We start from the raw sequence: 26108 nt of genomic DNA on the forward strand, positions 1-26108 counted from the left end.
ATCGCACCAGTTTTATTGGTGCGATAATCCGGTGGATGATCCGGCGCCGCAGGCGTGAGATGACACGCGCGCGGCTCGAAAATGGTCTATGACAGTTTCATGACGGCCCCTCGGGCCGGGCCATTTTCCAACCGGTAGCCTATCCCCATGATGCAATGGTTTCGTGCATTCCTGCCCAAGGAAGAGCGGTTCTTCGACCTGTTCGACCGGCATGCCCAGACAGTGATCCAGGGCGCGATCGCGCTCCAGGGCATGCTCAATGGAGGCGAGGAGACGCCGGTCTACTGCCAGCGCGTCAACCAATTCGAAAATGATGCCGACAACATCACCCGCGAGGTGCTGACGGCGGTGCGCCGCACCTTTATCACGCCGTTCGACCGTGGCGACATCAAGAACCTGATCACGTCGCTGGACGATGCCATCGACCAGATGCAGCAGACCGCCAAGGCCGTGATGCTGTTCGAGGTCCGTACCTTCGAGCCGCCGATGCGCGAGATCGGCGGGCTCCTGATCGATTGCGCCAATCTGGTCGGGCGTGCGCTGCCGCTGATGCAGTCGATCGGCCCGAACGTCGCCATGCTGACCGCCATTACCGAAGAGCTGGGCAAGCTGGAGGGGCGGGTCGACGATCTCCACGACATCGGGCTGAAGGAGCTGTTCCTGAAGCATCGCGACGGCAACGCGATGGACTTCATCGTCGGCGTCGAGATCTACGACCACCTCGAGAAGGTGGCTGATCGTTTCGACGACGTCGCGAACGAGATCAACAGCATCGTCATCGAGCAGGTCTAGGGCCGTGGATGCAGCGTTGGGTCTTCCCATCCTGGTCGGCTTGATCGCCGTCGCGCTGCTGTTCGACTTCCTGAACGGCCTGCACGACGCCGCCAATTCGATCGCGACCATCGTCTCGACCCGCGTGTTGCGGCCGCAATATGCGGTGTTGTGGGCCGCGTTCTTCAATTTCATTGCCTTCATGGTGTTCGGGCTGCACGTCGCCCAGACCATCGGCACCGGCATCATCGATCCCGCGATCGTCGACGCCCAGGTGATCTTCGCCGCCCTGGTCGGCGCCATCGTCTGGAACCTGGTGACTTGGGCGCTCGGCATCCCGTCCTCGTCCTCGCACGCGCTGATCGGCGGGCTGGTCGGCGGCGGCATGGCCAAGGCCGGGATCTCGGCCGCGGTATGGAGCGGATTGTCCAAGACAGTGCTGGCAATCGTGCTGTCGCCACTGGTCGGCTTCCTGCTCGCGATGATGCTGGTGGCGATCGTGTCGTGGGCCTCGGTGCGCTCGACGCCATTCGCGGTCGATCGCGCTTTCCGCATCCTGCAATTCGCTTCCGCCTCGCTCTATTCGCTCGGCCATGGCGGCAACGACGCGCAGAAGACCATGGGCATCATCGCGGTGCTGCTGTATTCGCAGGGCCATCTCGGCAGCGACTTCTCGGTGCCGTTCTGGGTGGTGCTGTCATGTCAGGCCGCGATGGCGCTGGGCACCTTGATGGGCGGCTGGCGCATCGTCCGCACCATGGGCCTGCGCATCACGAAATTGACGCCGATGCAGGGCTTCTGCGCCGAGACGGGAGGCGCGGCGACCCTGTTCATGGCGACCTTCCTCGGAGTTCCCGTCTCGACCACGCACACCATCACCGGCGCCATCGTCGGCGTCGGCGCGGCCCGCCGCGTCTCGGCGGTACGCTGGAACGTGGCAAGCTCGATCGTCTATGCCTGGGTGATCACGATCCCGGCCTCGGCCATCGTCGCGGCGCTGACCTGGTGGATGGTCCAGATCTTCGTCAAGTGACGAGCTTCAGCCCGACGATCCCGGCGACGATCAGGCCGATGCTGGCAAGACGCAGGGCCGTGGCCGGCTCGCCGAACAGGACGATGCCCAGCGTCGCGGTGCCGACCGCGCCGATCCCGGTCCACACCGCATAGGCGGTTCCGACGGGCAGCGATTTGAGCGCGAGGCCGAGCAGGATGACGCTGCCGGCCATGGCCGCCAGCGTGACGATTGACGGAACAAGCCTGCTAAAACCCTCGGTGTATTTCAGGCCGATCGCCCAGGTGATCTCGAGAAGCCCGGCGACGAACAGGATGCTCCAGGCCATGGCGACCCTCCATTCAAGGCAGGGTCGTCCCCGCGGGCTGATATGCTGATGAGCGGGAAGGCCGTCCTTCCCCAAGATCGATGATCAAGCCGATATGGGGCTGGCCGAATGGCTCCGCAATCACCAAATGAGGCTTGATCAGGCCCGTTTTCCCTGCCACACGCTCCCGCCATGTCCGACATTGCCATCACCACAGCCGAATCGCCGGCCCGTTCCCCGCTTGCCGCGGAAGTCGCGCGGCGGCGCACCTTTGCGATCATCTCGCATCCTGACGCCGGCAAGACCACGCTGACCGAGAAGCTGCTGCTGTTCGGCGGCGCCATCAACCTGGCTGGTCAGGTCAAGGCCAAGGGCGAGCGGCGCAACACGCGCTCGGACTGGATGAAGATCGAGCGCGAGCGCGGCATCTCGGTCGTGACCTCGGTCATGACCTTCGAGTTCGAGGGCCTCGTCTTCAACCTCCTGGACACGCCGGGCCACGAGGACTTTTCGGAAGACACCTATCGCACGCTCACCGCGGTCGATTCCGCCGTCATGGTGATCGACGCCGCCAAGGGCATCGAGGCGCGCACCCGCAAGCTGTTCGAAGTGTGCCGCCTGCGGGATATTCCGATCATCACCTTCATCAACAAGATGGACCGCGAGAGCCGCGACGTGTTCGAGCTGCTCGACGAGATCGAGAAGACGCTGGCGCTCGACACCACGCCGATGACCTGGCCGGTTGGCCGCGGCCGCGACTTCCTCGGCACCTACGACGTCGTCAATGGCGGCGTGCGCCTGCTCGAAGGCGGCGGCGCCAAGACCGGCGCAGCCCAGCAGATCGAGATCGAGGAACTGGCCAAGCTCAACGCCAATCTCGACGTGTCTGCGGTGAAGGACGAGCTCGAGCTCGTCACCGCGGCCTCGAAGCCGTTCGAGCTCGAGGCGTTCCGCGAAGGCCATCTGACCCCGGTTTATTTCGGCAGTGCGCTGCGCAATTTCGGCGTCGGCGACCTTCTGGAAGGTCTCGGCAAGTTCGCGCCCGAACCGCGCGCGCAGGACAGCGACCAGCGCAGGGTCGAGGCCACCGATCCGCGCATGAGCGCCTTCGTGTTCAAGATCCAGGCCAACATGGATCCGAACCACCGCGACCGCATCGCGTTCGCGCGCCTCTGCTCGGGCAAGCTCAGCCGCGGCATGAAGGCCAAGCTGGTGCGCACCGGCAAAAGCATGCCGCTGTCGAGCCCGCAATTCTTCTTCGCCCAGGACCGCTCGGTCGCGGACGAAGCCTTCGCCGGCGACGTCGTCGGCATTCCCAATCACGGCACGCTGCGCATCGGCGACACCCTGACCGAGGGCGAGGATTTCAACTTCGTCGGCGTGCCGAGCTTCGCGCCGGAAATCGTGCGCCGCGTCCGTCTCACCGACGCGATGAAGGCGAAGAAGCTGAAGGAAGCGCTGCAGCAGATGTCGGAAGAGGGGGTGGTGCAGGTGTTCCGCCCCCGCGACGGCGCGCCCGCGCTGGTCGGCGTCGTCGGCGCGCTGCAGCTCGACGTGCTGAAGGCGCGGCTCGAGGCGGAATATTCATTGCCGGTCGAGTTCGAGGTCAGCGAATTCCAGCTGGCGCGTTGGGTCTCCTCGGAGGACCGCAAGAAGCTCGACACCTTCATCGCCGCCAACACCTCCAGCATCGCCGACGACGTCGACGGCGATCCCGTCTATCTCGCCCGGAACGAGTTCTATCTCGGCTACACCAAGGAGCGCGCCGAGGGCATCGAGTTCACCAACGTCAAGGACGTCAAGAAGAAGGGGTAGGGTGCGGCGGTTCCGTTATGGCGGCTCTGCCGCCATATCCGCCGCTGTCATGCCCCGGCTTGACCGGGGCATCCAGTACGCCGCAGCTCCTCGGCTCGACAATGAACGCCTCTGGAATACTGGGTCGCCCGGTCTGGCCGGGCGACGACAATGTGCATTGAACGCGAGCACGTGAACGGCGATAGGCTTGACGGTGTTGGAGGCAATGGCACCTTCAACTCGTGTGACATCGCGAGTTCACTCTATGTGGCGCGGCATTCCCGTTCTTCTGTTGCTGACGATCTCGACGACCGCCGCCGACGCGCGGCCGCGCCAGATCAATCCGATTCCGTTTGCGCATGAGCCGTGCAGCGTGCTCGACGACCGGCCCTGCACGCCGTCCTATTGCAGCCCGCTCGAGCCGGGCCCCTGCATTCCCGAGATTGACTACCCCTACGGCCAGAACCTCCAGCTCACCATCCAGAGCGTTCCGTCGGAGGCGGACCGCGCCAAGTACCAGAAGCCGGATCACGATCTCGATACGATCGGCGACCTCTTCGCCGCGTTGCGCGGCTGCTGGTCGCCGCCATCGGACAATGCGCGCGTGGGCATGCAGATGTCGGTGCGCTTCAGCTTCAACAAGGCCGGAGGCCTGATCGGCCCGCCGCGCCTCACCTATGCGACCCCCGGCGTGCCCGCAGAGACCCGAACCACCTATCTCAACGCGATCAACTCCTCGCTGAAAGCCTGCCTGCCGCTGAAATTCACCGGCGGTCTCGGCGGCGCGCTGGCAGGCCGGCCGATCGCCATCCGTTATGTCGACAATCGCGAATTTGGAAAATAGCTCTATCTCCTCATCCTGAGGAGCGCGTTCTTCACGCGCGTCTCGAAGGATGAAAGGCCGAGCTGTCGCGAGAGCCGGGGCCTCTATGGTTTGCCCGGCCATGCGCAGCATCGTCCGGCGGCGCTTTCGCGCCTCCTCACCATGAGGCGGAAGAGTTGCGGCCCGCAGCCAATCGATGATACGCCATTGGCGGGGGCTGCTTCGCGGGGGAGGATGTCATGGGTCTGCTGGTCATGATCCTGGGGCTGGTGCTGTTCTTCGCCACCCATGTTTTCACGACGAAACGTGAGGCGCGTGCGCAGGCAATCGCGCGGCTGGGCGAGGGGACCTACAAGATCCTCTACACGCTGGTCTCGCTCGCGGGGCTCGTGCTGATCGTCTGGGGCTTTGGCCATTACCGCAGCTCCGGCTGGATCGACGTCTGGTATCCGCCGAAGGCGATGAAGCACATCGCGGTCGCGCTGATGCTGCCCGCGGTGATCCTGGTGGTCGCCTCTTATCTGCGCGGCCGCATCTACGCGACGCTGAAGCATCCGATGCTGGCCGGTCTCAAGCTGTGGGCTGCGGCGCATCTTTTGGCCAACGGCGATCTCGGCTCCATCATCCTGTTCGGCTCGTTCCTGGGCTGGGCTGTCTATGACCGCATTTCGCTGAAGCATCGCACCGACCCCGGCGGCCCGCCTATACCGGTGGGCGGCGTCACCAACGATCTGATCGCGGTCGGGGTCGGCCTCGTCGCCTATGTGGCTCTGGCGTTCGCGTTCCATCCGGTCGTGATCGGCGTGCCGGTCGTGGGGGTGTAGCGCAGCCGCTCAGCGCAAGACCATTGCGCGCAGCCGTGCGCGGAACGTGACAAAAGCAACAAGCCGAGGGCGTTCCGATGGACTGGTCGCAATCTCAGATCCCGCCGATGCGGCTCGAGGCGCGGTTTGGCGATCGGCTGGTGCCGGCCTTTTGCGATCGGCCGGCGAGCCTGTGGGCGATGATCGCGGATGCCTGCGCCCGTAATGCCAATGGCGAGGCTTTGATCGCAGGCAATGTCCGGCTGAGCTGGCGCCAGGCCGTGGAGCAGGCGACGCGGATCGGGGCGGGTTTTCGCAAGCTGGGCTTGCAGCGCGGCGACCGCGTCGCGATCCTGCTCGGCAACCGCATCGAATTTCCGCTGCTGCTGTTTGCCGCCGCGCATGAGGGGCTGGTGACGGTGCTGCTCAGCACGCGCCAGCAGAAGCCGGAGATCGCCTATGTGCTCGCCGATTGCGGCGCGAAGATCCTGATCCACGAAGCCTCGCTCGCCGAGCGGCTGCCTGACGCGCAGGATGTGCCCGATCTGATCCACCGTATCGCCGTCGACGAGGAGCCGGCCCGATCGCGCTTCGCCTTGCTCGCCGACAACGCGCCGGCACCGGCGCCGGTCGAGGTGAGTGAAGAGGACACCGCGATGATCCTCTACACCTCGGGCACGACCGGTAAGCCGAAGGGCGCGATGCTGGCCCATTGCAACATCGTGCATTCCTCGATGGTGTTCGTGTCCTGCCTGCAATTGACGGAAGCGGACCGCTCGATCGCCGCGGTGCCGCTCGGCCACGTCACCGGCGTCGTCGCCAACATCACCACCATGATCCGCTGCGGCGGCGCGCTGATCATCATGCCCGAGTTCAAGGCCGCCGATTACCTCAAGCTCGCCGCGCGCGAGCGCGTCACCTACACGGTGATGGTGCCGGCGATGTATAATCTCTGCCTGCTGCAGCCCGATTTCGACGGCTACGATCTGTCGAGCTGGCGCATCGGCGGTTTTGGCGGCGCGCCGATGCCGGTCGCGACCATCGAGAAGCTCAAGGCGAAGATTCCGGGCCTGAAGCTGATGAACTGCTACGGCGCGACCGAGACGACGTCACCTTCGACGATCATGCCGGGCGAGCTGACCGAGAGCCATATCGACAGCGTCGGCCTGCCGTGCCCCGGCGCGCGCATCGTGGCGATGGATCCGGATGGGCGCGAACTGCCGCACGGCGAGATCGGCGAGCTCTGGATCCACAGCGCCTCCGTCATCAAGGGCTACTGGAACAATTCGAAGGCGACCGCCGAAAGCTTCACTGGCGGGTTCTGGCATTCCGGCGATCTTGGTTCGGTCGATGCGGAGGGGTTTGTCCGCGTGTTCGACCGGCAGAAGGACATGATCAATCGCGGCGGCCTGAAGATCTATTCGGCCGAGGTCGAATCCGTGCTGGCCGGCCATCCCGCAGTGGTCGAGAGCGCGATCATCGCCAGGGCCTGCCCGGTGTTGGGCGAGCGCGTCCATGCCGTGGTGGTGACGCGGGTGCCGGTGGCCGACAGCGACTTGCGGGCCTGGTGCGCGGAGCGGCTGTCCGACTACAAGGTTCCCGAGACCATGGCGATCACGGCCGACCCGTTGCCGCGCAACGCCAACGGCAAGGTATTGAAGCGGCAGCTGCGGGAGCTGCTCGGAGCTTGAATCGGGCCGAGGCCTCCGGACTGTCCCGGGTGGTTAACGCCTTGATCGGGCTCGCTTTGCCTTGCCACCGCCATATCGTTAGGGTACCTCGCCGCCACACGGGGGACGGGATTCCTGACGCGGACGCTTCGGCGCGCGCACCCGCACGGGCATGGGATTAGCATAAGTGTCTGAATTATTTGACGAAGTCGACGAGGAAGTACGTCGCGAACAGTTCAAGAGACTGTGGGACAAGTATTCGATCTACTTCATCGCCCTGATGGTGCTGGTCGTGGCCGCGGCGGCTGGCTGGCAGGGTTATAGGTACCTGGAGGCCAAGAAGGCCGCTGAGGCCGGTGGCGCCTTCGAGAAGGCCGTCGAGCTGTCCGAGCAGGACAAGCACGCCGAGGCTGAGGCCGCCTTCACCGAGCTCGCCGCCAAGGCGCCGTCGGGCTATCGCACCCTGGCACGGCTGCGCGCCGCCGCCGAGGCTGCCGCGCGCGATCCTAAGGCCGCCGCGAAGATGTATGATGATCTTGCTGCCGATCGCAGCGTCGGCGGTGAGTGGCAGGATCTGGCGAAGATCCGCGCCGCCGGCCTCGTGCTCGACAGCGCCAGCTATGCCGACATGCTGCAGCGGCTGGAGCCCTCCGCCGCGCCCAAGGCGACCTTCCGCCACAGTGCCCGCGAGATGCTGGCGCTGTCGGCTTGGCGCAACAACGACATGACCGCGGCCCGCAAATGGCTCGACGCGATTGCCGAGGACGGTGAAACCCCGCCCGGTCTGCGCTCGCGCGCCGAGGCGCTCCAGGCCCTGTTGCCGCCCGTCGCCAAAAGCTGACCAAGAGCTGACAACTGACGGGCCCTCTGACGTAAACGAGACACAAGATGCGCCGTACGCCACGCTTGATCGCAGCCGCCGTCCTGATCGCCTTCACCGGCGTCCTGGGCGGCTGCTCCAGCTTCGATCCAAGCGACTTGCTCGACTTCCTCGACACCAAGAAGAAGCTGCCCGGCGACCGCAAGCCGGTCTTCCCGGAAGGTGTGCCCGGCCTCGAGCAAGGCGTGCCGAAGGATTTGTACAAGGGCGCGCAGCAGCAGCCCGATCCGAACGCGCCCGCCGTGGCGGCTTTGCCTGCGGAGCCGCCGCCCGAGTCGGCCAAGTCGGCGAAGGGCGCCAAGGCGAAGCGCACCAGGCAACCGGCAGCCGCAGCGGTTGCGCCGGCTGAAGCGCCTGCCGGCGAGGTCGACGGCGAGGCTCAGCCGGAGGCGGCGCCGCCCACGGCCGCTCCGCCGCCCAAGCACAAGATCGTCCGCAAGCGCACCACCGCGCCGCCGCCGGATCAGCCGGTCCAGCAGGCGCAACCGACCCAGACCACGCAGCAGCAATCGCAGGGCGGTTTCCCGGCGCCGCTGCCGAGCGGCAGCTTCTCGCGCTGATCATTCATTTCATTGACACGCGCAGCCCCGGCAGCGCACGAATGACCGATGTCCTTCACGATCGCCATCATCGGCCGGCCCAATGTCGGCAAATCGACGCTGTTCAACCGCCTGGTGGGACAGAAGCTCGCGCTCGTCGATGATCTGCCGGGCGTCACCCGCGACCGCCGCGAGGGCGAGGCCAGGCTTGGCGATCTCCACTTCACCATTATCGACACCGCCGGCCTCGACGAGGGCGCCAAGGGCTCGCTGACCGCGCGCATGCAGGAGCAGACCGAGGCGGCGATCGCGCAAGCCGACGCGCTGTTCTTCGTTGTCGATGCCCGCATCGGCCTCACGCCCACCGATCGCGCCTTCGCCGATTTCGCCCGCAAGGCCAACAAGCCGGTGCTGCTGATCGCCAACAAGAGCGAGGGCAAGCACGGCGATGCCGGCGCCATGGAAGCCTTCGCGCTCGGCCTTGGCGATCCCATCCAGATCTCGGCCGAACACGGCGAGGGCATGGGCGAGCTCTACGGTGCGCTCGCCAAGCTGATGCCGGAGCCCGTGGACGAAGACGAGATCGAGGATGACGCGCCGCTCTCCGAGGAAGAGGCCGCGACCCGCCCGATCCGGGTCGCCATCGTCGGCCGGCCCAATGCCGGCAAGTCGACGCTGATCAACCATCTGCTCGGCGAGGAGCGGCTGCTGACGAGCCCGGAGGCCGGCACCACGCGCGATTCCATCGCGGTCGAGATCAACTGGAAGGGCCGCGATTTCCGCGTATTCGACACCGCCGGCCTGCGCCGGCGTTCGCGCATCGAGGAGAAGCTGGAAAAGCTCTCGGTCGCCGACGCACTGCGCGCGGTGCGCTTCGCCGAAGTCGTCGTGCTGATGATGGATACGCAAAACCGCTTCGAGGAGCAAGATCTGCGCATCGCCGATCTGATCGAGCGCGAGGGCCGCGCCATCGTGCTCGCCGCCAACAAATGGGACCTGATGGAGACCAAGGGCGGCGGCGCGATCTCGGGTCTGCGCCGTGATGCCGATCACTTGCTGCCGCAGGTCAAGGGCGTCCCGATCGTCGCCGTGTCGGGCCTGATGGGAGAAGGCATCGACCGCTTGATGCAGGCCATTCAGGACGCCTATGCGGTCTGGAACAGGCGGGTGCCGACCTCGGCGCTCAATCGCTGGTTCGAGCAGGCGGTCCAGGCCAATCCGCCGCCGGCGGTGTCGGGCCGCAGGCTGAAGCTGAACTACATCACGCAGAACAAGGCGCGCCCGCCGAGCTTCGTGCTGTTCTGCTCGCGCGCCGACGCGGTGCCGCAATCCTATTTGCGCTACCTCACCAATTCCATGCGCGAGACCTTCGATCTGCCGGGCACGCCGGTGCGCATCACCCTGCGCGAGAAGGCCAATCCGTTCGCGCACAAGCGCAAGCGCCCGTCGTGAGCGGCGGTGCCGGAGAGGCGACGGCGCAAGGCGCTGTGCCGGCGAGGGGCGGCGCGGTCGCTTTCATCTTCGTCACCATCCTGCTCGACATGCTCGCGCTCGGCGTGATCATGCCGATCCTGCCGAAGCTGATCGAGAGCTTCGTCGACAACGACACCGCGCACGCGGCCCGCATCTTCGGCCTGTTCGGCACCGCCTGGGCCTTGATGCAATTCGTGTTCTCGCCGCTGCTCGGCGCGCTGTCGGATCGTTTCGGGCGGCGGCCGGTGGTGCTGCTGTCGAATTTCGGCTTGGCCGCCGACTACGTGCTGATGGCGCTGGCGCCGTCGCTGGCCTGGCTGTTCGTGGGCCGCGTGATTTCAGGCATTACTTCGGCCAGTATCTCGACGGCCTTCGCCTATATCGCCGACATCACGCCGCCGGAGCGGCGCGCGGCGGTCTTCGGCAGGATCGGCGCGGCCTTCGGGGCCGGCTTCATCTTGGGGCCGGCGCTGGGCGGCCTGCTCGGCGACATCGATCCGCGCCTGCCGTTCTGGGCCTCGGCGGCCCTGAGCTTCGCCAATGCGCTCTATGGGCTGTTCGTCCTGCCGGAATCGCTGGCGCCCGACAAGCGCGCGCCGTTCCGCTGGAGGAGTGCCAGTCCGGTCGGGGCACTGCATCTGTTGCGATCCAACGCGGTGTTGGCCGCCTTGTCGGTCGTGAATTTCATCGCGCAGGTCGCGCATGTCGTGCTGCCCTCGACCTTCGTGCTCTACGCGACCTATCGCTACGGCTGGGATTCCAAGACCGTGGGATTGACGCTGGCGATGGTCGGCATCTGCGCCATGGTGGTGCAGGGGCTCGCGATCGGCCCGATCGTGCGTGTGCTGGGCGAGCGGAACGCGCTGCTGCTCGGCCTGTGCTGTGGCGCGCTCGGCTTCTTGGTCCTGGGCGCGGCGCCGACCGGGCCGCTGTCCTGGCTTGGTATTCCCATTCTGGCGCTGTGGGGCATCTCGGGTGCCGCCTCGCAATCCCTGATGACGCGGCTGGTGACGCCCGATCAGCAGGGCCAGCTTCAGGGCGCGACCGCGAGCGTGCAGAGCGTCTCGCAGCTCGTCGGCCCGTTCCTGTTCACGCTGACCTTTTCCTATTTCATCGGCACCAGCGCGCCGCTGCATCTGCCCGGCGCGCCGTTCCTGCTTGCGGCGGTGCTGATGGTGCTGTGCGTGGCGATCGCCGTGCGGACGCTGGCGTCCACAAAGACGGTCTCGTAGGGTGGGCAAAGCGAAGCGTGCCCACCGCTGCTTCGTCAATTCGCGGACGGAAGGTGGGCACGGCGCTTGGGCGCCTTTGCCCACCCTACGAAAGCGTTGGCTGGTCTACTTCTTCACCAGCGGACAATCGCTGTCCTTGAGCGGCTTGGCCGCGTCCTCGGGCGCGATGGTGGCAACCAGCTTGTAATAGTCCCACGGTCCCTTCGACTCCTCGGGCTTCTTCACCTCGAACAGATAGGCCGGGATGAGGCGGCGTCCGTCCTGGCGCAGCGGGCCCTTGCCGAACAGCGGATCGTCAGTCGGCAGCTCCTTCATCTTGGCGACGACCTTGGCGCCGTCATGCGGATTGCTGCCGAGCGCTTCCATCGCCTTCAAATAATGCAGGATCTCGGCGTAGAGGCCTGCGACCGTCATCGAGGGCATCGAGCCCTTGGGCGAGACCTTCTGGAAGCGCTTCGACCATTCGCGGGTCTGGTCGTTGAGGTCCCAATAGAAGGATTCGGTGAAGGTCAGGCCCTGCGCGGTCTTCAGGCCGAGCGAGTGCACGTCGTTGATGAACAGCAGCAGCGCGGCGAGCTTCTGACCGCCCTGGACGATGCCGAACTCGGCGGCCTGCTTGATCGCGTTGGTGGTGTCGCCGCCCGCATTGGCGAGGCCGATGATCTTGGCCTTGGAGGACTGCGCCTGAAGCAGGAACGAGGAGAAGTCCGCCGTGTTCAGCGGGTGCTTGACGCCGCCGAGCACCTTGCCGCCGGTGGCCGTGACGACCGCGCCGGTGTCGCGCTCCAGCGCATGGCCGAAGGCATAATCGGCGGTGAGGAAGAACCAGCTGTCGCCGCCCGCCTTGGTCAGCGCCTTGCCGGTGCCGTTGGCGAGCATGTAGGTGTCGTAGGTGAACGAGACGGTGTTGGGCGTGCAGGCCTTGCCGGTGAGATCGGCGGTGGCCGCACCCGAGTTGAGCAGCACCGCGTTCTTTTCCTTGACGAGGTTGCTCACCGCGAGCGCAACGCCCGAGCTCGGCGTGTCGGCGATGGCATCGACCTTGTCGGCATCGATCCACTGCCGGGCGATGTTGACGCCGATGTCGGGCTTGTTCTGGTGATCGCCGGAGAGGACCTCAACGGTCCAGCCCTTGGCCTTCAGGCCGGAATCCTCGACCGCCATCTTCACCGCCGCGACCGAGTTCGGGCCGCCGATGTCGGCATAGAGGCTCGACATGTCGTTGAGCACGCCGATCTTGACGGTCTTGTCCTGCGCGAAAGCGGATGTTGCAAAACCGAAGGCGGCACAGGCCAGAAGGGCCGCGGAGCGGCGGGCGAACGTTGTCGTCATAAAAGGTTTCCTCCATTGTCAAATATGCGGACGGCTCTTTTGAGGAGTCTTGGTCCTTCCGATGGCTCTAGCCTGTCCGAGCGCCGGCGGCAATGCGCCTAAAGCCGGACGATGCTGCGTCGTAGCGTCATCTCTCGGTTAACTTTTGGGCAAAATGCGTCAAGACGCTATTTCAGCGCGTCCGATGTCAGCCTGAATTTCTGGATGCGCTTTCCGGTATCGACCTCGGCGGTATAGACGTTACCCTTGGCGTCGATCGCCATGGCGTGCACCCAGTGGAATTGACCGGCGTTGCGGCCGCTATGCCCGAAGCTGCCGACCACGCTGCCGTCCTCGCGCTTGATCACCCTGATCTCGTTGTTCTCGCCGTCGGCGCTGAGCAGATAGGTCTGCTTCGGATCGGGCCAGAGCGCGATGTCCCACACCGCGCCGTTGCCGAGCGTGTTCTTCTCGAAGAAGAACTCCTTCACGAAGCTGCCGTCCTTTTTGAACACCTGGATGCGGTTGTTGATGCGATCGCAGACATAGACGAGGCCGTCATTGGCGAGCTTCACGCAATGGACCGGATTGCCGAACTGCTGAGCAACCGGAGCCTTGGGGTCGTAGGGACCTTGCTTGGCATCGTCGGGCTTGTTGCCATAGGCGCCCCAATGCCGCTTGTAGGCGAGGCTGGTCGCGTCGAACACGATGACGCGGCGGTTGCCATAGCCGTCGGCGACGTAGATCTCGTTCGCTTCCTTGTCGAGCGCGGTTTCGGCGGGCTTGCCGAGCTGGGTCGTGTCGTTGCTGCCAAGGCTTGGCGCGAACTTGCCGATCTGGGCGACGAACTTGCCGTCGAGCGTGAATTTCAGGATCGCGTTGTCGTTGTCGGCATTGCCGCCGACCCAGACGAAGCCGCGCTCGTCGACCTCGATGCCGTGCTCGCGGCCGACCCATTCGTAGCCCTGGCCCGGGCCGCCCCAGGACCGCAGCAGATTGCCGTCGGCGTCAAATTCGAGCACGGGCGGCGCCGACACGCAGCATTTCGAACGCGGTGGATTGAGGCTTGCGCCCTTCTCGTCGTCGGTGAGCGAGCGCGGGCGGTGGATCACCCAGATATGGCCCTGCCCATCGACGGTGATACCGCCGACCTGGCCGAGGATCCAGTTGTTGGGCAGCTGCTTCGGCCAGGACGCATCGACTGCGAAGGTCGGGACGTCGCCGGCTCGCGCCGTGCCCGGAACCATCAAGGCGATGGCGGCGATCAGGATGGAGATGGCGTGAGAGACATTTGCGAGCGCGCGCGCAAAGCCTGCGCGATCATGCCATGATGCCATGGCGACCTCCCTTGTTGTTGGCTTGGCGGCTTGCTGCCGCCTGAGCGCGGGCAGTCAATCGCGGGGAGGCATTCGAGTCAATCAGGCCGGCGCGCGGAAGCTCATCAGCGTGCGGGTCTTGTAGTCGTAGAACCTGCCGGTCTCGGTCCAGTCGGGCGCGCACATCGGCACGATCAATTCGGCGACTTGCTCTGGCGCGTCGAGCGTCGCCGGATCCTCGCCCGGCATCAGCGTGGCGCGCATGCGGGTGCGGACCGGGCCGGGATTGAACAGGTTGACGCGCAGCTTGGTGTTCGCGGTCTCCTGCGCCCAGGCGCGCGCCAATGTTTCCAGCGCGGCTTTCGAGGCGGCATAGGGGCTGACATAGGCGGTTGCCTTGTTGGCGGCGCCCGAGGTGATGAACACGGCGCGGCCGGCATCGGACTGCCTCAGCAGCGGCTCCATGCAGCGGATCAGCTGGAAATTGGCGGAGACGTTGACGGCCATCACGTCGTTGAAGGTCTTCAGCTCGATATGGCCGATCGGCGAGGAGGGGCCGAGCACGCCGGCATTGCCGACGAGGATGTCGAGCTTGCCGTAGCGCTCGTGCAGGCCTGCGCCGAGGCGCGCGATGCCGTCGGAATCGGTGAGGTTGAGCGGCACCAGGGTGGCGCTGCCGCCGAGTTTGCGGATCTCGTCGTCGAGTTCTTCCAGCCCGCCTTGCGTGCGCGCGGTGGCGACAATATGCGCGCCGGCCTTCGCCAGAGCGAGGGCCGTGGCATAGCCGATGCCGCGCGAGGCGCCGGTGACGAGAGCGATGCGGTTGGCGAGGGGCTGTGTCATCGTCGAATACTTCCGTCATGCCCGGGCTTGTCCCGGCCATCCACGTTCTTTGCGGCGGGTATTACAGACGTGGATGGCCGGGACAAGCCCGGCCATGACGAAAAAGGCAGCCTCTGACGAGCTCCCGGGGACGCCCCTTCGTCAGCTCGCCTCGGCCAGCAGCGACAGCTGCCGCGGCTGCTGCTCGGTCTGGGTCTGGTCGGTGAGGTGGGTCGGATAGGCGCCGGTAAAACAATGATCCGAGAATTTCGGATTGGCGGGGTCGCGGCCGGGCTCGCCCATGGCGCGGTACATGCCGTCGATCGAAAGGAAGGCGAGCGAGTCGGCGCCGATGATCTCGCGCATCTCCTCCAGCGAATGCGTCGCCGCCAGAAGACCGCCGCGGTCGGGCAGGTCGATGCCGTAATAATCGGGATACAGGATCGGGGGCGAGGCGAGGCGGAAGTGCACTTCCTTGGCGCCGGCATCGCGCATCATGCGCACGATCTTCTTCGAGGTGGTACCGCGCACCAGCGAGTCGTCGATCAGGATGATGCGCTTGCCCTCGATCGCGGCGCGGTTGGCCGAATGCTTCATGCGCACGCCGGATTCGCGGATCGCCTGGGTCGGCTGGATGAAGGTGCGGCCGACATAATGGTTGCGGATGATGCCGAGCTCGAACGGCACGCCGGAATGCTGGCTGTAGCCGACCGCGGCGGGCACGCCGGAATCCGGCACCGGCACGACGACGTCGATCGGCACGTGGCTCTCGCGCGCGAGCTGGGCACCGAAGGCCTTGCGGACCTCGTAGACCGAGCGGCCGTGCACGATCGAATCCGGACGGGAGAAGTAGATGTATTCGAAGATGCAGGGACGCGGCGCCATCGGCGGGAACGGCTTGTGGATGTCCTGGCCGTTCTCGTCGAACACGATGACCTCACCCGGCTCGATGTCGCGAATGAAGCGCGCGCCGATGATGTCGAGTGCGCAGGTCTCCGAGGTCAGGATCGGGCAGCCGTCGAGCTCGCCGAGCACCAGCGGGCGGATGCCGCGCGGATCGCGCGCGCCGACCAGCTTCTTGTTGGTGAGCGAGACCAGCGCATAGGCGCCCTCGATCTCGCGTAGCGCGTCGATATAGCGCTCGATGAAGCGGCTGCGCCTGGAGCGCGCGACCAGGTGCAGGATCACCTCGGTGTCGGTGGTCGACTGCATCATGGCGCCGCTTCGGACGAGCTCTCGGCGCAGCGTCAGGCCGTTGGTGAGGTTGCCGTTGTGGGCGACCGCAAGGCCGCCGGCATTGAGCTCGGCGAACAGCGGCTGCACGTTGCGCAGGATGGTGGCGCCGGTGGTGGAATAGCGGACATGGCCGACCGCCATGTTGCCGGGTAGGCGGTCGATCACCTCGCGGCGGGAGAAGGTGTCGCCGACGAGGCCGAGCCGGCGTTCACTGTGAAACCGGCTGCCGTCGTAGGAGACGATGCCGGCGGCCTCCTGACCGCGGTGTTGAAGCGCATGCAGGCCGAGCGCGGTGATGGCGGCGGCGTCGGGGTGGCCGTAGATGCCGAAGACGCCGCATTCCTCGCGCAGCGTATCTCCCTCCAGATCGTCCTGAACCTCTAGCGCGGCCGGACCGGGGCCGGCGTGTGGATCGAGATCGAATTGGGCGTCCTGGTCAGGGTGTCGCATCTCGTCCGCGCCTCTCTTTAAGGGCAATCAACGCGCCGCAGGTTTCTCGATCAGTTTCTTCAAACTGTCACGAGCAGGTTTACTGTATCCGTCGCCACTGCCCGAAGGCGGCTGCTCGGCATCAGCTTGATCATCATCTGGTTTGTTTTTCTTGAATCTCTTCAAGATGGTGTTCTCGGGGTCGTCGGGCAAGAGGGCCATCAGCCAATCCCCGGTTCCCTGCAGCACCACGCGGGATTTCGCCCCAGTGACCCAGTCCGGGCGCTGCTTGTCCGGCACCAGCCAGGTGAAGAACAGGAACGCGACCACGACGATCAAAAGTCCGCGAGCCAGGCCGAACAGGAAGCCGAGGGTGCGGTCCAGCGCGCCGATGCGCGAATCCAGGATCATGTCGGAGATCCGGACCGTGATCACGGAGACCACGACCAGGGTGCCGACGAATACGCCCGCGACCACGACGACGCTCGCCACCGTGTCGTTGTTGAAATAGGTCTTGGCGGTCGGCAGCAGCTTCGAGAACGAGTAGAGCGTCACGATCGCCGCCGCGCCCCAGGCCGCGATCGACAGGATTTCGCGCATGAAGCCGCGGACCATGGCGAGCAGGCCCGAGATCAGCATCACACCGAGCAGGATCAGGTCGAGGATGGTAACTGGCATCGGCTGGTCTGGTCCGCTCGTACTTCAAAGGTGCTCTAGCGAATCGGTGTTTGGCCGCTGCCTTAAAAGAGGGGCAGACGGCGTTCCCGGCAAGGCCGCAACCACGCAATCCCATGCTGCTTTTGTGACGGCTGTATAGCGGCGGGCGCCTCCGGCGTCACCTCCACCTAACCCTCTCCACGGCGGAATCTTGCCGGTGTGGCATTTTTCTCGGCCGGCGCGTTCGATTCGCCCCGGCGAGAGCCGCGGGCGGCGATCTCGGCCACCAATGTCGTCAGGCTGTTGACCGCGTTCAGCGACAATCCGGCATCGCCGCCGCTCTCGCCGCGTGCCGATTCGGGCAGCACGGCGCGCTGGAAGCCGAGTTTTGCCGCCTCCTTCAGCCGGGCCGGGGTCTGCGCCACGGGACGCACCACGCCGGACAGCGAGATCTCGCCGAAATAAACGGCATCGGCGGGCAATTGCGCATTAACCAGGGACGACACCAGCGCCGCGGCGGCGGCGAGGTCGGCCGCGGGCTCGTGGATGCGCAGGCCGCCGGCGACGTTCAGATAGACGTCGTGGCCAGACAGCTTGACCCCGCAATGCGCCTCCAGCACCGCCAGCACCATCGAGAGCCGGCTCGGATCCCAGCCGACCACCGCGCGCCGCGGCGTGCCGAGCGAGGTCGGCGCCACCAGCGCTTGTAATTCGACCAGAACGGGCCGCGTGCCCTCAATACCCGCGAAGACTGCGGTGCCGGGCGTGCCGAGATCGCGCTCGGACAGGAACAGCTCCGAGGGGTTGGTGACCTCGCGCAGGCCGAGGCCCGTCATCTCGAACACCCCGATCTCGTCGGTCGGGCCGAAGCGGTTCTTCACGGCGCGCAGGATGCGGAATTGCTGCGAGCCTTCGCCCTCGAATGACATTACGGCATCGACCATGTGCTCGACCACGCGGGGACCGGCGATCTGGCCGTCCTTGGTGACATGGCCGACCAGGATGATGGCGGCGCCCGTTTTCTTGGCAAAACGGATCAGCGCCTGCGCCGAGGCCCGCACCTGGGTCACGGTGCCGGGCGCCGATTCCACCGTGTCGGTCCACATGGTCTGGATCGAGTCGATCACGATCAGCCGGGGCACCGCGCCCTCCGACAGCGTCGAGACGATGTCCTCGACCGAGGTCTCGGCGGCGAGCTGCACCGGAGCGTCCGACAGCCCGAGCCGTTCGGCGCGCAGGCGCACCTGCGCGACCGCCTCTTCGCCGGAGATGTAGACGACGCGATGGCCGGCGCGTGCCAGCAGGCTGGTCGCCTGCGTCAGCAGCGTCGATTTGCCGATGCCGGGATCGCCGCCGACCAGCAGCACCGAGCCGCGGACGAAGCCGCCGCCGGTGACGCGGTCGAGCTCGGTCATCCCTGAGGACAGGCGCGGCGCGTCCGGGCTCTTGCCGGAAAGGCTCTCCAGCGCGAACGTCCGGCCCTTGCGCCTGGAGCGGATCGAGACCGGCACGCTGCCGCTGGTGTCCTCCTCGGCGAGCGTATTCCATTCGCCGCAGGACTCGCACTTGCCCTGCCAGCGGTTATAGGCCGCGCCGCAGTTCTGGCAGACGAAGGAGAGCGTGTTCTTGGCCATGGGACGGGTGAGTCGAGGTTTCGGCTTGCTGATAGCACGGAATGGCGGGGCAATCGCCGCGCTTCGATGAGAGCTCGTACGCCAGATATACCTTTCATTAGCCCTGTACCGCCGTGGCCGGGTGGATTTTGCGAAGTGTTAGCGGACGCGGGTCCACGCTCGGAACCATCGGGGGGCGGCGACGAGACATGATGAGATTCCTGCGAATATTGCTCGCTGTGGGCATGGCCTGCGGCGTTTTCGCGTCCGCCGGCCCCAGCTTTGCCAAACCCCTCGAGATCGTCTTCGTCAATCCCGGCAAGACCGGCGAGGTCTTCTGGGACATGGTGGCGCAGAGCATGCAGGCCGCCGGTCGTAAGCTCGACGCGCAGGTCGAGGTGCTGACCAGCGAACGCAATTATCGCACCATGCAGGAGCTCGGCCTCGGCGTGCTGGCACGTCAGGACAAGCCCGATTTCCTCATCCTGTCGAACGAGGAATCCGCCGCCGTTCCGATCATGGAGGCGGCCGAGGCTGCGGGCGTCAAGACGCTGCTGCTCTCGAACACGCTGATCGGCGAGGATGCGGCGCGCCTTGGACCGCCGCGGCAGAAGCTCAAGACCTGGCTCGGCGACATCACGACCGATCTTCAGACCGCGGGCGCGCGGATGGCCAACGCCCTGATCGCGGCAGCGCGTGCCGAGAAATGGCAGAGCCCGGACGGCAGGATCCATATTCTCGGCATCGGCGGCGACGAGATCACGCCCGCCTCGATCGCGCGCAACGCCGGTCTCAAGCTGGCGGTGGATGCCGCCCCTGACGTCGTGGTGGACCGGCTGCTGTTCGCCAACTGGACGCAGTCGGAGGCCGAGCGCGTCACCACGAACTATCTGGGCTGGGCGTCGCGCAAGGAGATCCGCCCCGCCGGCATCTGGGCCGGAAACGATCCGATGGCGCTCGGCGCGCTGCGCGCGGTGGTCGCCGCCGGCCTCGTGCCCGGCCGCGACATCCAGCTGGTCGGCCTCAACTGGTCGGAGGATGCGCTGCGCGAGATCAGGGCAGGCCGCCTGCTGCTGACCGACGGCGGGCATTTCCTGCTCGGTGGCTGGTCGATCGTCCTGCTGCGCGATTATGCCGATGGCTGCGATTTCGCGGCGGTCTCGCCCCGGGTCGAGGTCAAGACCTCCGCGATCACCCGGCAGAATCTCGGCTCGGTCGGTGACCTCATCAAGACGCGTGCGTTCGACCGGATCGACTTCGCGCGGTTCCGGGCGAAGGCGGGACGCTGCGGTCATTACGACTTCTCCCTCGATGCGCTGATTTCGTCCCTGCCGCTTCCCGAAGGCGCCGCCGACTGATGCGCAACGATGAGGCGATGACCGGTCCCGACCACAACGACCAGGCCGCGCCGCCGCGCTTGCGGTCGGTCGTTCGCGCCATGATCTGGGCCACTGTGCCCGTTCTGCTGCTGGTGCAATTGCTCGCTTCCGCCGGCGTCGAGGCTTCGAGCTTCTGGTCGCAGATCAGGCAGCTCGACGCCCGCATGGCCCGCGTCGCCGAGAGCCGGGCCGAGCTGATCGCCGAGCCGCTCTGGAAGATGCGCTACGATCAGGTCACTGGCGTGCTCAACGAGATCATGCACGACGAGACCATCGCGGCGGCGGCCGTCTATGACGATACGGGCGCGGCGATTGCCCGCGTGGCGGCGCGCCCCGAAGGCCGGGCGGTCGCGGAGGTCTCGCGTCCGATCCACTACAGCAACGGCAACATGGCCGTTGAGGCCGGTCGCATCGCGATCGCCTATTCCAACGCGGCGCTCTACGCGGACGCAGGCAGCCGCTTGGTGCTGCTGCTGGTCGTCGGCTTGCTCGCGACCTTTGCGACGCTGATCGCCATGCGGATCTCCGCCAACATCTTCATCGGCAGGCCGCTGGCCGCCATGATGTCGGCGATCCAGCGCAGCAAGCAGGATGGCCGGGCCTATCCGGCGGACGTGACATGCTCGAACGAATTCGGCCAGCTCGCGCGCGCCTTCAACGCCATGCAGCATACCACGTCAGGCGCGCTCGACCGGCTTGGACACATGGCTGCGCACGATCCGCTCACCGGGCTGCCCAACCGGCGCTCCCTGACCGAGCGCCTGGCTGTCGCGAGCCGCCATTGCGGCAGAGCGGACGCGCTGGTCGCGTTCTGCTTCATCGATCTCGACGACTTCAAGGGCATCAACGACACCTTCGGCCACGAGGCCGGTGACGAGCTCCTGGTTCAGATTTCCCAGCGTCTTCGGAGCGCGGTCGAAGCGGAGGATTGGGTTGCCCGCCTCGGCGGCGACGAATTCGTCGTCATCCGCCCCGAGGTGAGCAACGAGGCATCGGCGCACGCCTTCGCACAGCAGGTGCTGGCCGCCATTTCCGAGCCGATCCGGCTCCACGACAAGCAGGTGGTGCCGCGCGCCAGCATCGGCCTTGCCGTGCGCCGCGCCGACGATCCGGAGCTGTCGCATCTGCCGACGCTGGCCGACATCGCGCTCTATCATGCCAAGAGCAAGGCGCCGGGCACGGTCGCCGTGCTGGATGAAGCGCTTCAGCGCGACTACCGCCGCCGCAGGGATCTCGAGCTCGCCATTCCCGCCGGCTTTGACGAGGGGCAGTTCGAGGTCTGGTACCAGAGCCAGGTCGACCTCGAAAGCCACGAGGTCGTCGGCCTGGAAGCCCTGATCCGCTGGCGTCATCCCGACCATGGCGTGATCGGTCCGGCCGAATTCCTGCCGCTGATCGAGCGCAGCGGCAATAATGGGCGGCTGACCCGCTACGTGTTGACCGACGCCTGCTGGGCGTTGCAACGCCTGGCCGCCGCCGGCCGGCCGCAGATCCGGATCGCGATCAATCTGCCGCCGTCAGAGCTAGCCGACCATTCGCTCGCCGCCGCGCTGCGCGCGACCTGCGCACGCTTCGATGTTGCCGCCTCGCTGCTGGAGCTCGAGATCACCGAGGGCTCGCTGATCAACAACATCGCCAGCGCCGCCGAGACGCTGCATCGGCTGCGCCGCTTGGGTGCCACGATCGCGCTCGACGATTTCGGCACCGGCTACAGCTCGCTTGCGCATCTCAGGCGCTTCCCACTCGACAAGGTCAAGATCGACAAGGCCTTCATCAGCGAGATTCCCGATAGCGCCGAAGACAAGGCCATCGTCGGCGTGATCGCATCGCTCGCCGGCACCCTGGGACTCACGCTGGTCGCCGAGGGCATCGAGCGCGCCGAACAGGCTGAGGCCATGCGCGAGATGGGGGTGAGGTTCGGGCAGGGCTATCTCTATCAGCGGCCGCAACCGCTCGACGCCGTGCTGCGATGGCTAAAGACGCAGCCGGCGGCCGAGAGCCGCGTCCTCGCCGACAGCCCGTCGATCGCGCCCGAATTCGCCTGAGCGCGGGTCGCTACGTCTGCGTCGCGTTCCACAGCATGGAGAGCCCGGCCGCGATCATGATCGCATCCATCAGCAGGCGGAACATGTCCGGCTTCAGGTGCAGCACGAAGCGCTTGGCGATGAAGGCGCCGGACATCAGCGAGGCGCCCGCGATCAGGCCCTTCATGAAGACCTCGCCGGTCAGCGCGCCGAAACGTTCGAAGGTCACCGACTTCGCGAAATAGAGACCGAGCGAGGAGGCGGCTTCGGTGGCGAGGAAGGCGCCTTTGGACAGGCCGTAGAACAGGAACAGCGGCACGCTGAGCGGGCCGGTCGAGACCACGATGCCGGTGAGATAGCCGATGACCGCGCCGCCGATCGCCAGATGCCAGAGATTGGCCTTCAAATCGTGCCGCGCCAGGAAGTGCCGGACCGGCACCATCGCGATCAGGAAGACGCCGATGGCAAGGTCCACGGCATGCGCGGGCAGCGCCAGCAAGGTTCGCGCGCCGAGCACGGCGGCCGGAACGCCCGTGACCGAATAGGCCGCGCAAGCCCGCCAATCGACCTCGCGCCACCAGGCCAGGATGCGCGAGAAGTTTGCCATCACGGACGCCACCGCCATGATCGGCACCGCCTCCTTCGGCCCATAGGCATAGACCAGCACCGGCATCAGCATGATCGACGAGCCGGTGCCGACGATGCCTGAGATGGTGCCAGCGACGAGCCCGACGGTGAGGACGAAGAGAAAGGCCAAGGGAGAGCGCTCCGATTGGTGTCGATCAGCCCCAGCCGGCGGCTTCCGTCGGCGACGGGCGGCAAGGCGAAGTTCACGACGTCGTAATGAGCGTTGTAGACCAGAAGCATCGTCGCGTCCGAGCGGTGGCGCTTGATCCCGGTCTCCTGGCGGATCCGTCGAGCAGCGTGGTTCCCCGGCACAACCGGCTGCCGATGCCGGAATTGGTCGCAGGCGAATGCCTATGGCGGGGCGGGCCGGCGGACGAACAAGCGCTCCCGCCGGGCGATGGTCCGACTCGGGCGGGCATAAGTTATTGAATCAACTGGGGCCGGCTACTGTGCATGGGGTTGTTTTCGTCTTTCTTGTTCAGGCGTCTCGCTGCTGACAGCATGTTGGCAGCAGGAGCCGGCTACGACCACCTCCTGACAAACGGGAGCGGGTCATGCCGATCGAGGCAAGCTGTCATTGCGGTGAGACGGTGTTCGAGGTGACGGAGGCGCCCGCGAACGTCACGCGCTGCACGTGTTCGCTCTGCGCCAAGCGCGGCGCGTTGTGGGCCTATTACACCCCGGCGCAATTTCGCCTGCTGTCACCGCCGGACAATGTCGCGACCTATCTCTGGGGCAGCCGCACGGTCAAACACCATTTCTGCGCGAATTGCGGCTGCGGCACCTATTCGGAGTCGCCGGACTGGTCGAGCGGCAAGCCCGATTTCGACAATCCCAAGGTCGCCGTGAATGCGCGCCTGTTCGACGATTTCGATCTGGAGGCCGTGCCGGTGAACGTGATCGACGGCAAGAAGCTGTGGTGAATGTCACCGCAGCACCACCCATGCCGGCGCGTGGTCGCTGGCACCTTCCTCGCCGCGGATATTCTTGTCGACACCAGCCTTCGCCAACCGCGGGGCGAGGGTAGGGCTGAGCAGGAGATGATCGAGCCGCAGGCCCGCATCGCGCGGCCAGCGGTTCCGCTTGTAGTCCCAGAACGTGTAGATGCGTCGGTCCGGATGTAATTCGCGGATCGCATCGCACCAGCCCTGCGACACCAGCGAGGCATAGGCCGCGCGGCTCTTGGGCTGGACCAGCGCATCCTTGTCCCATGAGCGCGTCGGATAGATGTCGATCTCGGTTGGCGCGACGTTGTAGTCGCCGGCGAGCACGACGGGCAGATCCTGCTTGATGAATGTGTTGGCGTGACGCTTGAGGCGCGCGAACCAGTCGAGCTTATAGTCGAATTTCGGTCCCGGCTGCGGATTGCCGTTGGGCAGATAGATGCTGGTGACGATGATGCCGCGCACGGCGGCCTCGATGTAGCGGGCTTCGTCATCGCCTGGTCTTCCGGGCAGGCGGTCGCGGGTCAGGATGGGCGCGGCCTTGCGGGCGAGGATGGCGACCCCGTTCCAGGTCTTTTGTCCGCGCCACACCGCGCCGTAACCGGCTTTTTCGATCGCGGCCGCCGGAAATTCGCCATCACTTGCCTTCAATTCCTGAAGCGCGACGACATCGGGCTTTGCCGCGCGCAGCCATGCCAACAGGTTGGGCAGGCGGCGGTTGACGTTGTTGATGTTGAATGTCGCGATCTTCATGTAGAGCTACCGGCTCCTGCCTTCCGTACCCGGAGACACAATGTCCAAGTTGAGCTTTGCCGCCATCGCCTTCGTCGTCGCGTTCTCCGGGGCCGCGGCACAGTCAGCCGAAACGCGCGGCGCGTGCAAGGCGGACTACGACAAATTCTGCGCCGGCATCGCGCCGGGCAGCGGCATCGTCGCCTGTCTCAACGCCAAGCGCGATCAGCTCAGCGCGACCTGCAAAGAGGCGCTGGACAGCAGAAAGAAGAAATAATCCTCGTGTCCCGGACGCGCGGAGCGCGAGCCTGGACCCTGAAGGCGATACGGTACACTGTGGAGAGATGGGCCCCGGCTCTGCAGCGCATCGCTGAAGGAGCGCTGCACTGCGTCCGGGGCACGAAAGCGTCGCCTAGCCCGGCAGCGGCGGCGGAGCCGCGGGCTGCTCGATCGGCGGCGGGGTAGGCGGCTGCCCGGCGTTCGACGCGGGCTCCGGCTTGGCCAGCGGCTCCTCGACATTGCCGCCCTTGTAGATGCGGGCATAGCGGTGGCCGAGGCTGGTCAGCGCCTCATAGCCGATGGTGCCGAAATGATGCGCGAGCTCGTCGACGGTGATGCCATCGCCGAGCAGCGTCACCATATGGCCCCGCCGCGCCGCGTTCGGCGGCAGATCGGTGATGTCGATCGCGATGAGGTCCATGGAGATGCGTCCCGCGACCGGGCAGCGCTTGCCGGCGACGATGACCTCGGCGCCGCGGGTGCCGTCATTGGAGCTGGCGGCTCGGAAATAGCCGTCGGCATAGCCGACTGCGATGATCGCGAGCTTGGTCGGCCGCCGGGCGGTCCAGGTGCCGCCATAGCCGACGCTCTCGCCGCGCTCGATGGTGCGGGTCTGCACGATGCGCGCCTTGAGGTCGACCACCTGCTGCATCGGATTGTCGGCCTCCGGGGTCGGGTTGACGCCGTAGAGCGCAGCCCCCGGCCGCACCAGGTCGAACTGGAAGGGCGCGCCCAGGAAGATGCCGGAGGAATTGGCGAGCGCGGCCGGCACGCCGGCGAATTCGCTGGCGATGCTGCGGAAGGCGGCGAGCTGCCGGGCGTTCACCGGGCTGTTGAGCTGCTCGGCCGAGACCAGATGGCTCATCACCAGCGTGATGCCGTGATCGCCGGCGTTGATGCGGGGGATGATGGCCTGCGCTTCGGACAGCGTCAGGCCGAGGCGGTTCATGCCGGTGTCGATGTGGATTGCAGCCCCTCCGTTCCAGCCGGTGCGGCGGCAGAACACGTCCCATTCGGCGAGCTCGTTGAGATCGCCGATCACCGGGCGGCAATTGATCCTGGCGTAGTGCTCGCCGGTGTTCTGGAAATAGCCGCCGAGCACGTAGATGGTGGGCTCGGGAACGGCCGCGCGCACCTTGCGCGCTTCCTCGATGGTGGCGACGAAGAAGGTCTTGCAGCCGGCCTTGTTCAGCGCACGCGCGACCTGCTCGGCGCCGCAGCCATAGGCGTCGGCCTTGATCACCGCCGAGCACTCGGCCGGCACCGCCGTCTTCTCGAGCTTGCGCCAGTTGGCAATGACGGCGTCGAGATCGACGGTCAAGACGCCGCCATAGGCGGCGAGCGCGGCAGCCTGGTTGGCCTCGGCAGAGAGAAGGCCGGATTGCGGATGGGTTTTCGGGTCGGACGCCATTGTCATGGCGCCGTTTTACGCAAG

24 protein-coding genes are annotated in these 26108 nt (G+C 66.1%); 14 read left to right on the forward strand and 10 right to left on the reverse strand.

Annotated features, from left to right (window positions below):
• Positions 1–147: 147 nt before the first annotated feature.
• Together E4K64_RS15645 and E4K64_RS15650 are read left to right on the forward strand one after the other, a co-directional pair.
• On the forward strand, positions 148–792 hold the full coding sequence (locus E4K64_RS15645) for a DUF47 domain-containing protein (protein WP_135164323.1): 645 nt from the start codon (positions 148–150) through the stop codon (positions 790–792).
• A gap of 4 nt (positions 793–796) precedes the next feature.
• Positions 797–1804 carry an inorganic phosphate transporter gene (locus E4K64_RS15650; protein ID WP_135164324.1) on the forward strand — a complete coding sequence of 336 codons (1008 nt, stop codon included), beginning with the start codon at positions 797–799 and terminating at the stop codon, positions 1802–1804.
• Here E4K64_RS15650 and sugE read toward each other — a convergent pair.
• Complete coding sequence (gene sugE / locus E4K64_RS15655) at positions 1797–2111, reverse strand: quaternary ammonium compound efflux SMR transporter SugE (RefSeq protein ID WP_126258245.1); 315 nt, start codon at positions 2109–2111, stop codon at positions 1797–1799. The two genes, E4K64_RS15650 and sugE, sit on opposite strands and share 8 nt — an antisense overlap.
• A gap of 171 nt (positions 2112–2282) precedes the next feature.
• On the opposite strand from sugE, the gene E4K64_RS15660 reads away from it, so the two are divergent.
• From E4K64_RS15660 to E4K64_RS15695, 8 genes are all read left to right on the forward strand, one after another.
• Complete coding sequence (locus E4K64_RS15660; protein ID WP_135164325.1) at positions 2283–3905, forward strand: peptide chain release factor 3; 1623 nt, start codon at positions 2283–2285, stop codon at positions 3903–3905.
• 244 nt (positions 3906–4149) lie between these two features.
• A complete protein-coding gene (locus E4K64_RS15665; protein ID WP_167772029.1) occupies positions 4150–4728 on the forward strand; it encodes a hypothetical protein in 579 nt (192 codons plus the stop codon).
• Positions 4729–4946: 218 nt separating this feature from the next.
• Positions 4947–5531, forward strand: a complete 585-nt coding sequence (locus E4K64_RS15670) for an NnrU family protein (protein ID WP_135164327.1) — start codon at positions 4947–4949, stop codon at positions 5529–5531.
• A 77-nt stretch (positions 5532–5608) separates the two neighbouring features.
• Positions 5609–7201, forward strand: coding sequence for a class I adenylate-forming enzyme family protein (locus tag E4K64_RS15675; protein ID WP_135164328.1), 1593 nt, complete (start codon positions 5609–5611; stop codon positions 7199–7201).
• 166 nt (positions 7202–7367) lie between these two features.
• Positions 7368–8021: a tetratricopeptide repeat protein gene (locus E4K64_RS15680; RefSeq protein WP_126258250.1), complete on the forward strand. Its 654-nt coding sequence runs from the start codon at positions 7368–7370 to the stop codon at positions 8019–8021.
• A 47-nt stretch (positions 8022–8068) separates the two neighbouring features.
• Entirely contained in the window at positions 8069–8620 is a 552-nt protein-coding gene (locus E4K64_RS15685) for a hypothetical protein (RefSeq protein WP_135164329.1), read from the forward strand.
• A 48-nt stretch (positions 8621–8668) separates the two neighbouring features.
• On the forward strand, positions 8669–10051 hold the full coding sequence (gene der, locus E4K64_RS15690) for a ribosome biogenesis GTPase Der (RefSeq protein WP_135164330.1): 1383 nt from the start codon (positions 8669–8671) through the stop codon (positions 10049–10051).
• Positions 10048–11304: a TCR/Tet family MFS transporter gene (locus E4K64_RS15695; RefSeq protein WP_135164331.1), complete on the forward strand. Its 1257-nt coding sequence runs from the start codon at positions 10048–10050 to the stop codon at positions 11302–11304. Before der ends, E4K64_RS15695 begins: the two co-directional genes overlap by 4 nt.
• A gap of 105 nt (positions 11305–11409) precedes the next feature.
• Here E4K64_RS15695 and E4K64_RS15700 read toward each other — a convergent pair whose 3' ends face one another.
• The 6 genes from E4K64_RS15700 to radA form a co-directional block, all read right to left on the reverse strand.
• The gene (locus tag E4K64_RS15700; RefSeq protein ID WP_135164332.1) at positions 11410–12636 is read right to left on the reverse strand and encodes an ABC transporter substrate-binding protein; all 1227 of its coding nucleotides are present in this window, start codon (positions 12634–12636) and stop codon (positions 11410–11412) included.
• 167 nt (positions 12637–12803) lie between these two features.
• Complete coding sequence (locus tag E4K64_RS15705) at positions 12804–13952, reverse strand: NHL repeat-containing protein (RefSeq protein WP_135164333.1); 1149 nt, start codon at positions 13950–13952, stop codon at positions 12804–12806.
• 81 nt (positions 13953–14033) lie between these two features.
• The gene (locus tag E4K64_RS15710; protein WP_135164334.1) at positions 14034–14774 is read right to left on the reverse strand and encodes an SDR family NAD(P)-dependent oxidoreductase; all 741 of its coding nucleotides are present in this window, start codon (positions 14772–14774) and stop codon (positions 14034–14036) included.
• A 141-nt stretch (positions 14775–14915) separates the two neighbouring features.
• Positions 14916–16439: an amidophosphoribosyltransferase gene (purF, locus tag E4K64_RS15715; RefSeq protein ID WP_135164335.1), complete on the reverse strand. Its 1524-nt coding sequence runs from the start codon at positions 16437–16439 to the stop codon at positions 14916–14918.
• 27 nt (positions 16440–16466) lie between these two features.
• Positions 16467–17096, reverse strand: coding sequence for a CvpA family protein (locus E4K64_RS15720; RefSeq protein WP_135164336.1), 630 nt, complete (start codon positions 17094–17096; stop codon positions 16467–16469).
• Between the two features lie 167 nt (positions 17097–17263).
• The gene (radA, locus tag E4K64_RS15725; protein ID WP_135164337.1) at positions 17264–18709 is read right to left on the reverse strand and encodes a DNA repair protein RadA; all 1446 of its coding nucleotides are present in this window, start codon (positions 18707–18709) and stop codon (positions 17264–17266) included.
• A gap of 188 nt (positions 18710–18897) precedes the next feature.
• On the opposite strand from radA, the gene E4K64_RS15730 reads away from it, so the two are divergent.
• Together E4K64_RS15730 and E4K64_RS15735 are read left to right on the forward strand one after the other, a co-directional pair.
• Positions 18898–20046 (forward strand): ABC transporter substrate-binding protein, encoded by a 1149-nt coding sequence (locus E4K64_RS15730; RefSeq protein ID WP_135164338.1) that lies wholly within the window; start codon positions 18898–18900, stop codon positions 20044–20046.
• Complete coding sequence (locus E4K64_RS15735) at positions 20046–22112, forward strand: putative bifunctional diguanylate cyclase/phosphodiesterase (RefSeq protein ID WP_135164339.1); 2067 nt, start codon at positions 20046–20048, stop codon at positions 22110–22112. The genes E4K64_RS15730 and E4K64_RS15735 overlap by 1 nt, the downstream gene beginning before the upstream one ends.
• 10 nt (positions 22113–22122) lie before the next feature.
• Here E4K64_RS15735 and E4K64_RS15740 read toward each other — a convergent pair whose 3' ends face one another.
• A complete protein-coding gene (locus tag E4K64_RS15740) occupies positions 22123–22848 on the reverse strand; it encodes a sulfite exporter TauE/SafE family protein (RefSeq protein ID WP_135164340.1) in 726 nt (241 codons plus the stop codon).
• 424 nt (positions 22849–23272) lie between these two features.
• Here E4K64_RS15740 and E4K64_RS15750 point away from each other — a divergent pair, with 424 nt between their 5' ends.
• A complete protein-coding gene (locus tag E4K64_RS15750; RefSeq protein WP_135164342.1) occupies positions 23273–23641 on the forward strand; it encodes a GFA family protein in 369 nt (122 codons plus the stop codon).
• Between the two features lie 3 nt (positions 23642–23644).
• On the opposite strand, the gene E4K64_RS15755 is transcribed toward E4K64_RS15750, so the two are convergent.
• Positions 23645–24415: an exodeoxyribonuclease III gene (locus E4K64_RS15755; protein ID WP_135164343.1), complete on the reverse strand. Its 771-nt coding sequence runs from the start codon at positions 24413–24415 to the stop codon at positions 23645–23647.
• A gap of 40 nt (positions 24416–24455) precedes the next feature.
• On the opposite strand from E4K64_RS15755, the gene E4K64_RS15760 reads away from it, so the two are divergent.
• A complete protein-coding gene (locus E4K64_RS15760; protein WP_135164344.1) occupies positions 24456–24671 on the forward strand; it encodes a hypothetical protein in 216 nt (71 codons plus the stop codon).
• 135 nt (positions 24672–24806) lie between these two features.
• Here the strand turns inward: E4K64_RS15760 and alr are convergent, their stop codons facing one another.
• Positions 24807–26090, reverse strand: a complete 1284-nt coding sequence (gene alr / locus E4K64_RS15770) for an alanine racemase (RefSeq protein ID WP_135164345.1) — start codon at positions 26088–26090, stop codon at positions 24807–24809.
• Positions 26091–26108 lie beyond the last annotated feature (18 nt).

It is taken from the genome of Bradyrhizobium frederickii (assembly GCF_004570865.1).
GTDB classification, from domain to species: domain Bacteria; phylum Pseudomonadota; class Alphaproteobacteria; order Rhizobiales; family Xanthobacteraceae; genus Bradyrhizobium; species Bradyrhizobium frederickii.

Coding starts and splice junctions, on each gene's coding strand:
- E4K64_RS15645 (WP_135164323.1), top strand. CDS start 148: ATGATGCAATGGTTTCGTGCATTCCTGCCCAAGGAAGAGCGGTTCTTC.
- sugE (WP_126258245.1), bottom strand. CDS start 2,111: ATGGCCTGGAGCATCCTGTTCGTCGCCGGGCTTCTCGAGATCACCTGG.
- E4K64_RS15660 (WP_135164325.1), top strand. CDS start 2,283: ATGTCCGACATTGCCATCACCACAGCCGAATCGCCGGCCCGTTCCCCG.
- E4K64_RS15665 (WP_167772029.1), top strand. CDS start 4,150: ATGTGGCGCGGCATTCCCGTTCTTCTGTTGCTGACGATCTCGACGACC.
- E4K64_RS15670 (WP_135164327.1), top strand. CDS start 4,947: ATGGGTCTGCTGGTCATGATCCTGGGGCTGGTGCTGTTCTTCGCCACC.
- E4K64_RS15675 (WP_135164328.1), top strand. CDS start 5,609: ATGGACTGGTCGCAATCTCAGATCCCGCCGATGCGGCTCGAGGCGCGG.
- E4K64_RS15685 (WP_135164329.1), top strand. CDS start 8,069: ATGCGCCGTACGCCACGCTTGATCGCAGCCGCCGTCCTGATCGCCTTC.
- der (WP_135164330.1), top strand. CDS start 8,669: ATGTCCTTCACGATCGCCATCATCGGCCGGCCCAATGTCGGCAAATCG.
- E4K64_RS15700 (WP_135164332.1), bottom strand. CDS start 12,636: ATGACGACAACGTTCGCCCGCCGCTCCGCGGCCCTTCTGGCCTGTGCC.
- E4K64_RS15705 (WP_135164333.1), bottom strand. CDS start 13,952: ATGGCATCATGGCATGATCGCGCAGGCTTTGCGCGCGCGCTCGCAAAT.
- E4K64_RS15710 (WP_135164334.1), bottom strand. CDS start 14,774: ATGACACAGCCCCTCGCCAACCGCATCGCTCTCGTCACCGGCGCCTCG.
- purF (WP_135164335.1), bottom strand. CDS start 16,439: ATGCGACACCCTGACCAGGACGCCCAATTCGATCTCGATCCACACGCC.
- E4K64_RS15720 (WP_135164336.1), bottom strand. CDS start 17,096: ATGCCAGTTACCATCCTCGACCTGATCCTGCTCGGTGTGATGCTGATC.
- radA (WP_135164337.1), bottom strand. CDS start 18,709: ATGGCCAAGAACACGCTCTCCTTCGTCTGCCAGAACTGCGGCGCGGCC.
- E4K64_RS15730 (WP_135164338.1), top strand. CDS start 18,898: ATGATGAGATTCCTGCGAATATTGCTCGCTGTGGGCATGGCCTGCGGC.
- E4K64_RS15735 (WP_135164339.1), top strand. CDS start 20,046: ATGCGCAACGATGAGGCGATGACCGGTCCCGACCACAACGACCAGGCC.
- E4K64_RS15750 (WP_135164342.1), top strand. CDS start 23,273: ATGCCGATCGAGGCAAGCTGTCATTGCGGTGAGACGGTGTTCGAGGTG.
- E4K64_RS15755 (WP_135164343.1), bottom strand. CDS start 24,415: ATGAAGATCGCGACATTCAACATCAACAACGTCAACCGCCGCCTGCCC.
- E4K64_RS15760 (WP_135164344.1), top strand. CDS start 24,456: ATGTCCAAGTTGAGCTTTGCCGCCATCGCCTTCGTCGTCGCGTTCTCC.
- alr (WP_135164345.1), bottom strand. CDS start 26,090: ATGACAATGGCGTCCGACCCGAAAACCCATCCGCAATCCGGCCTTCTC.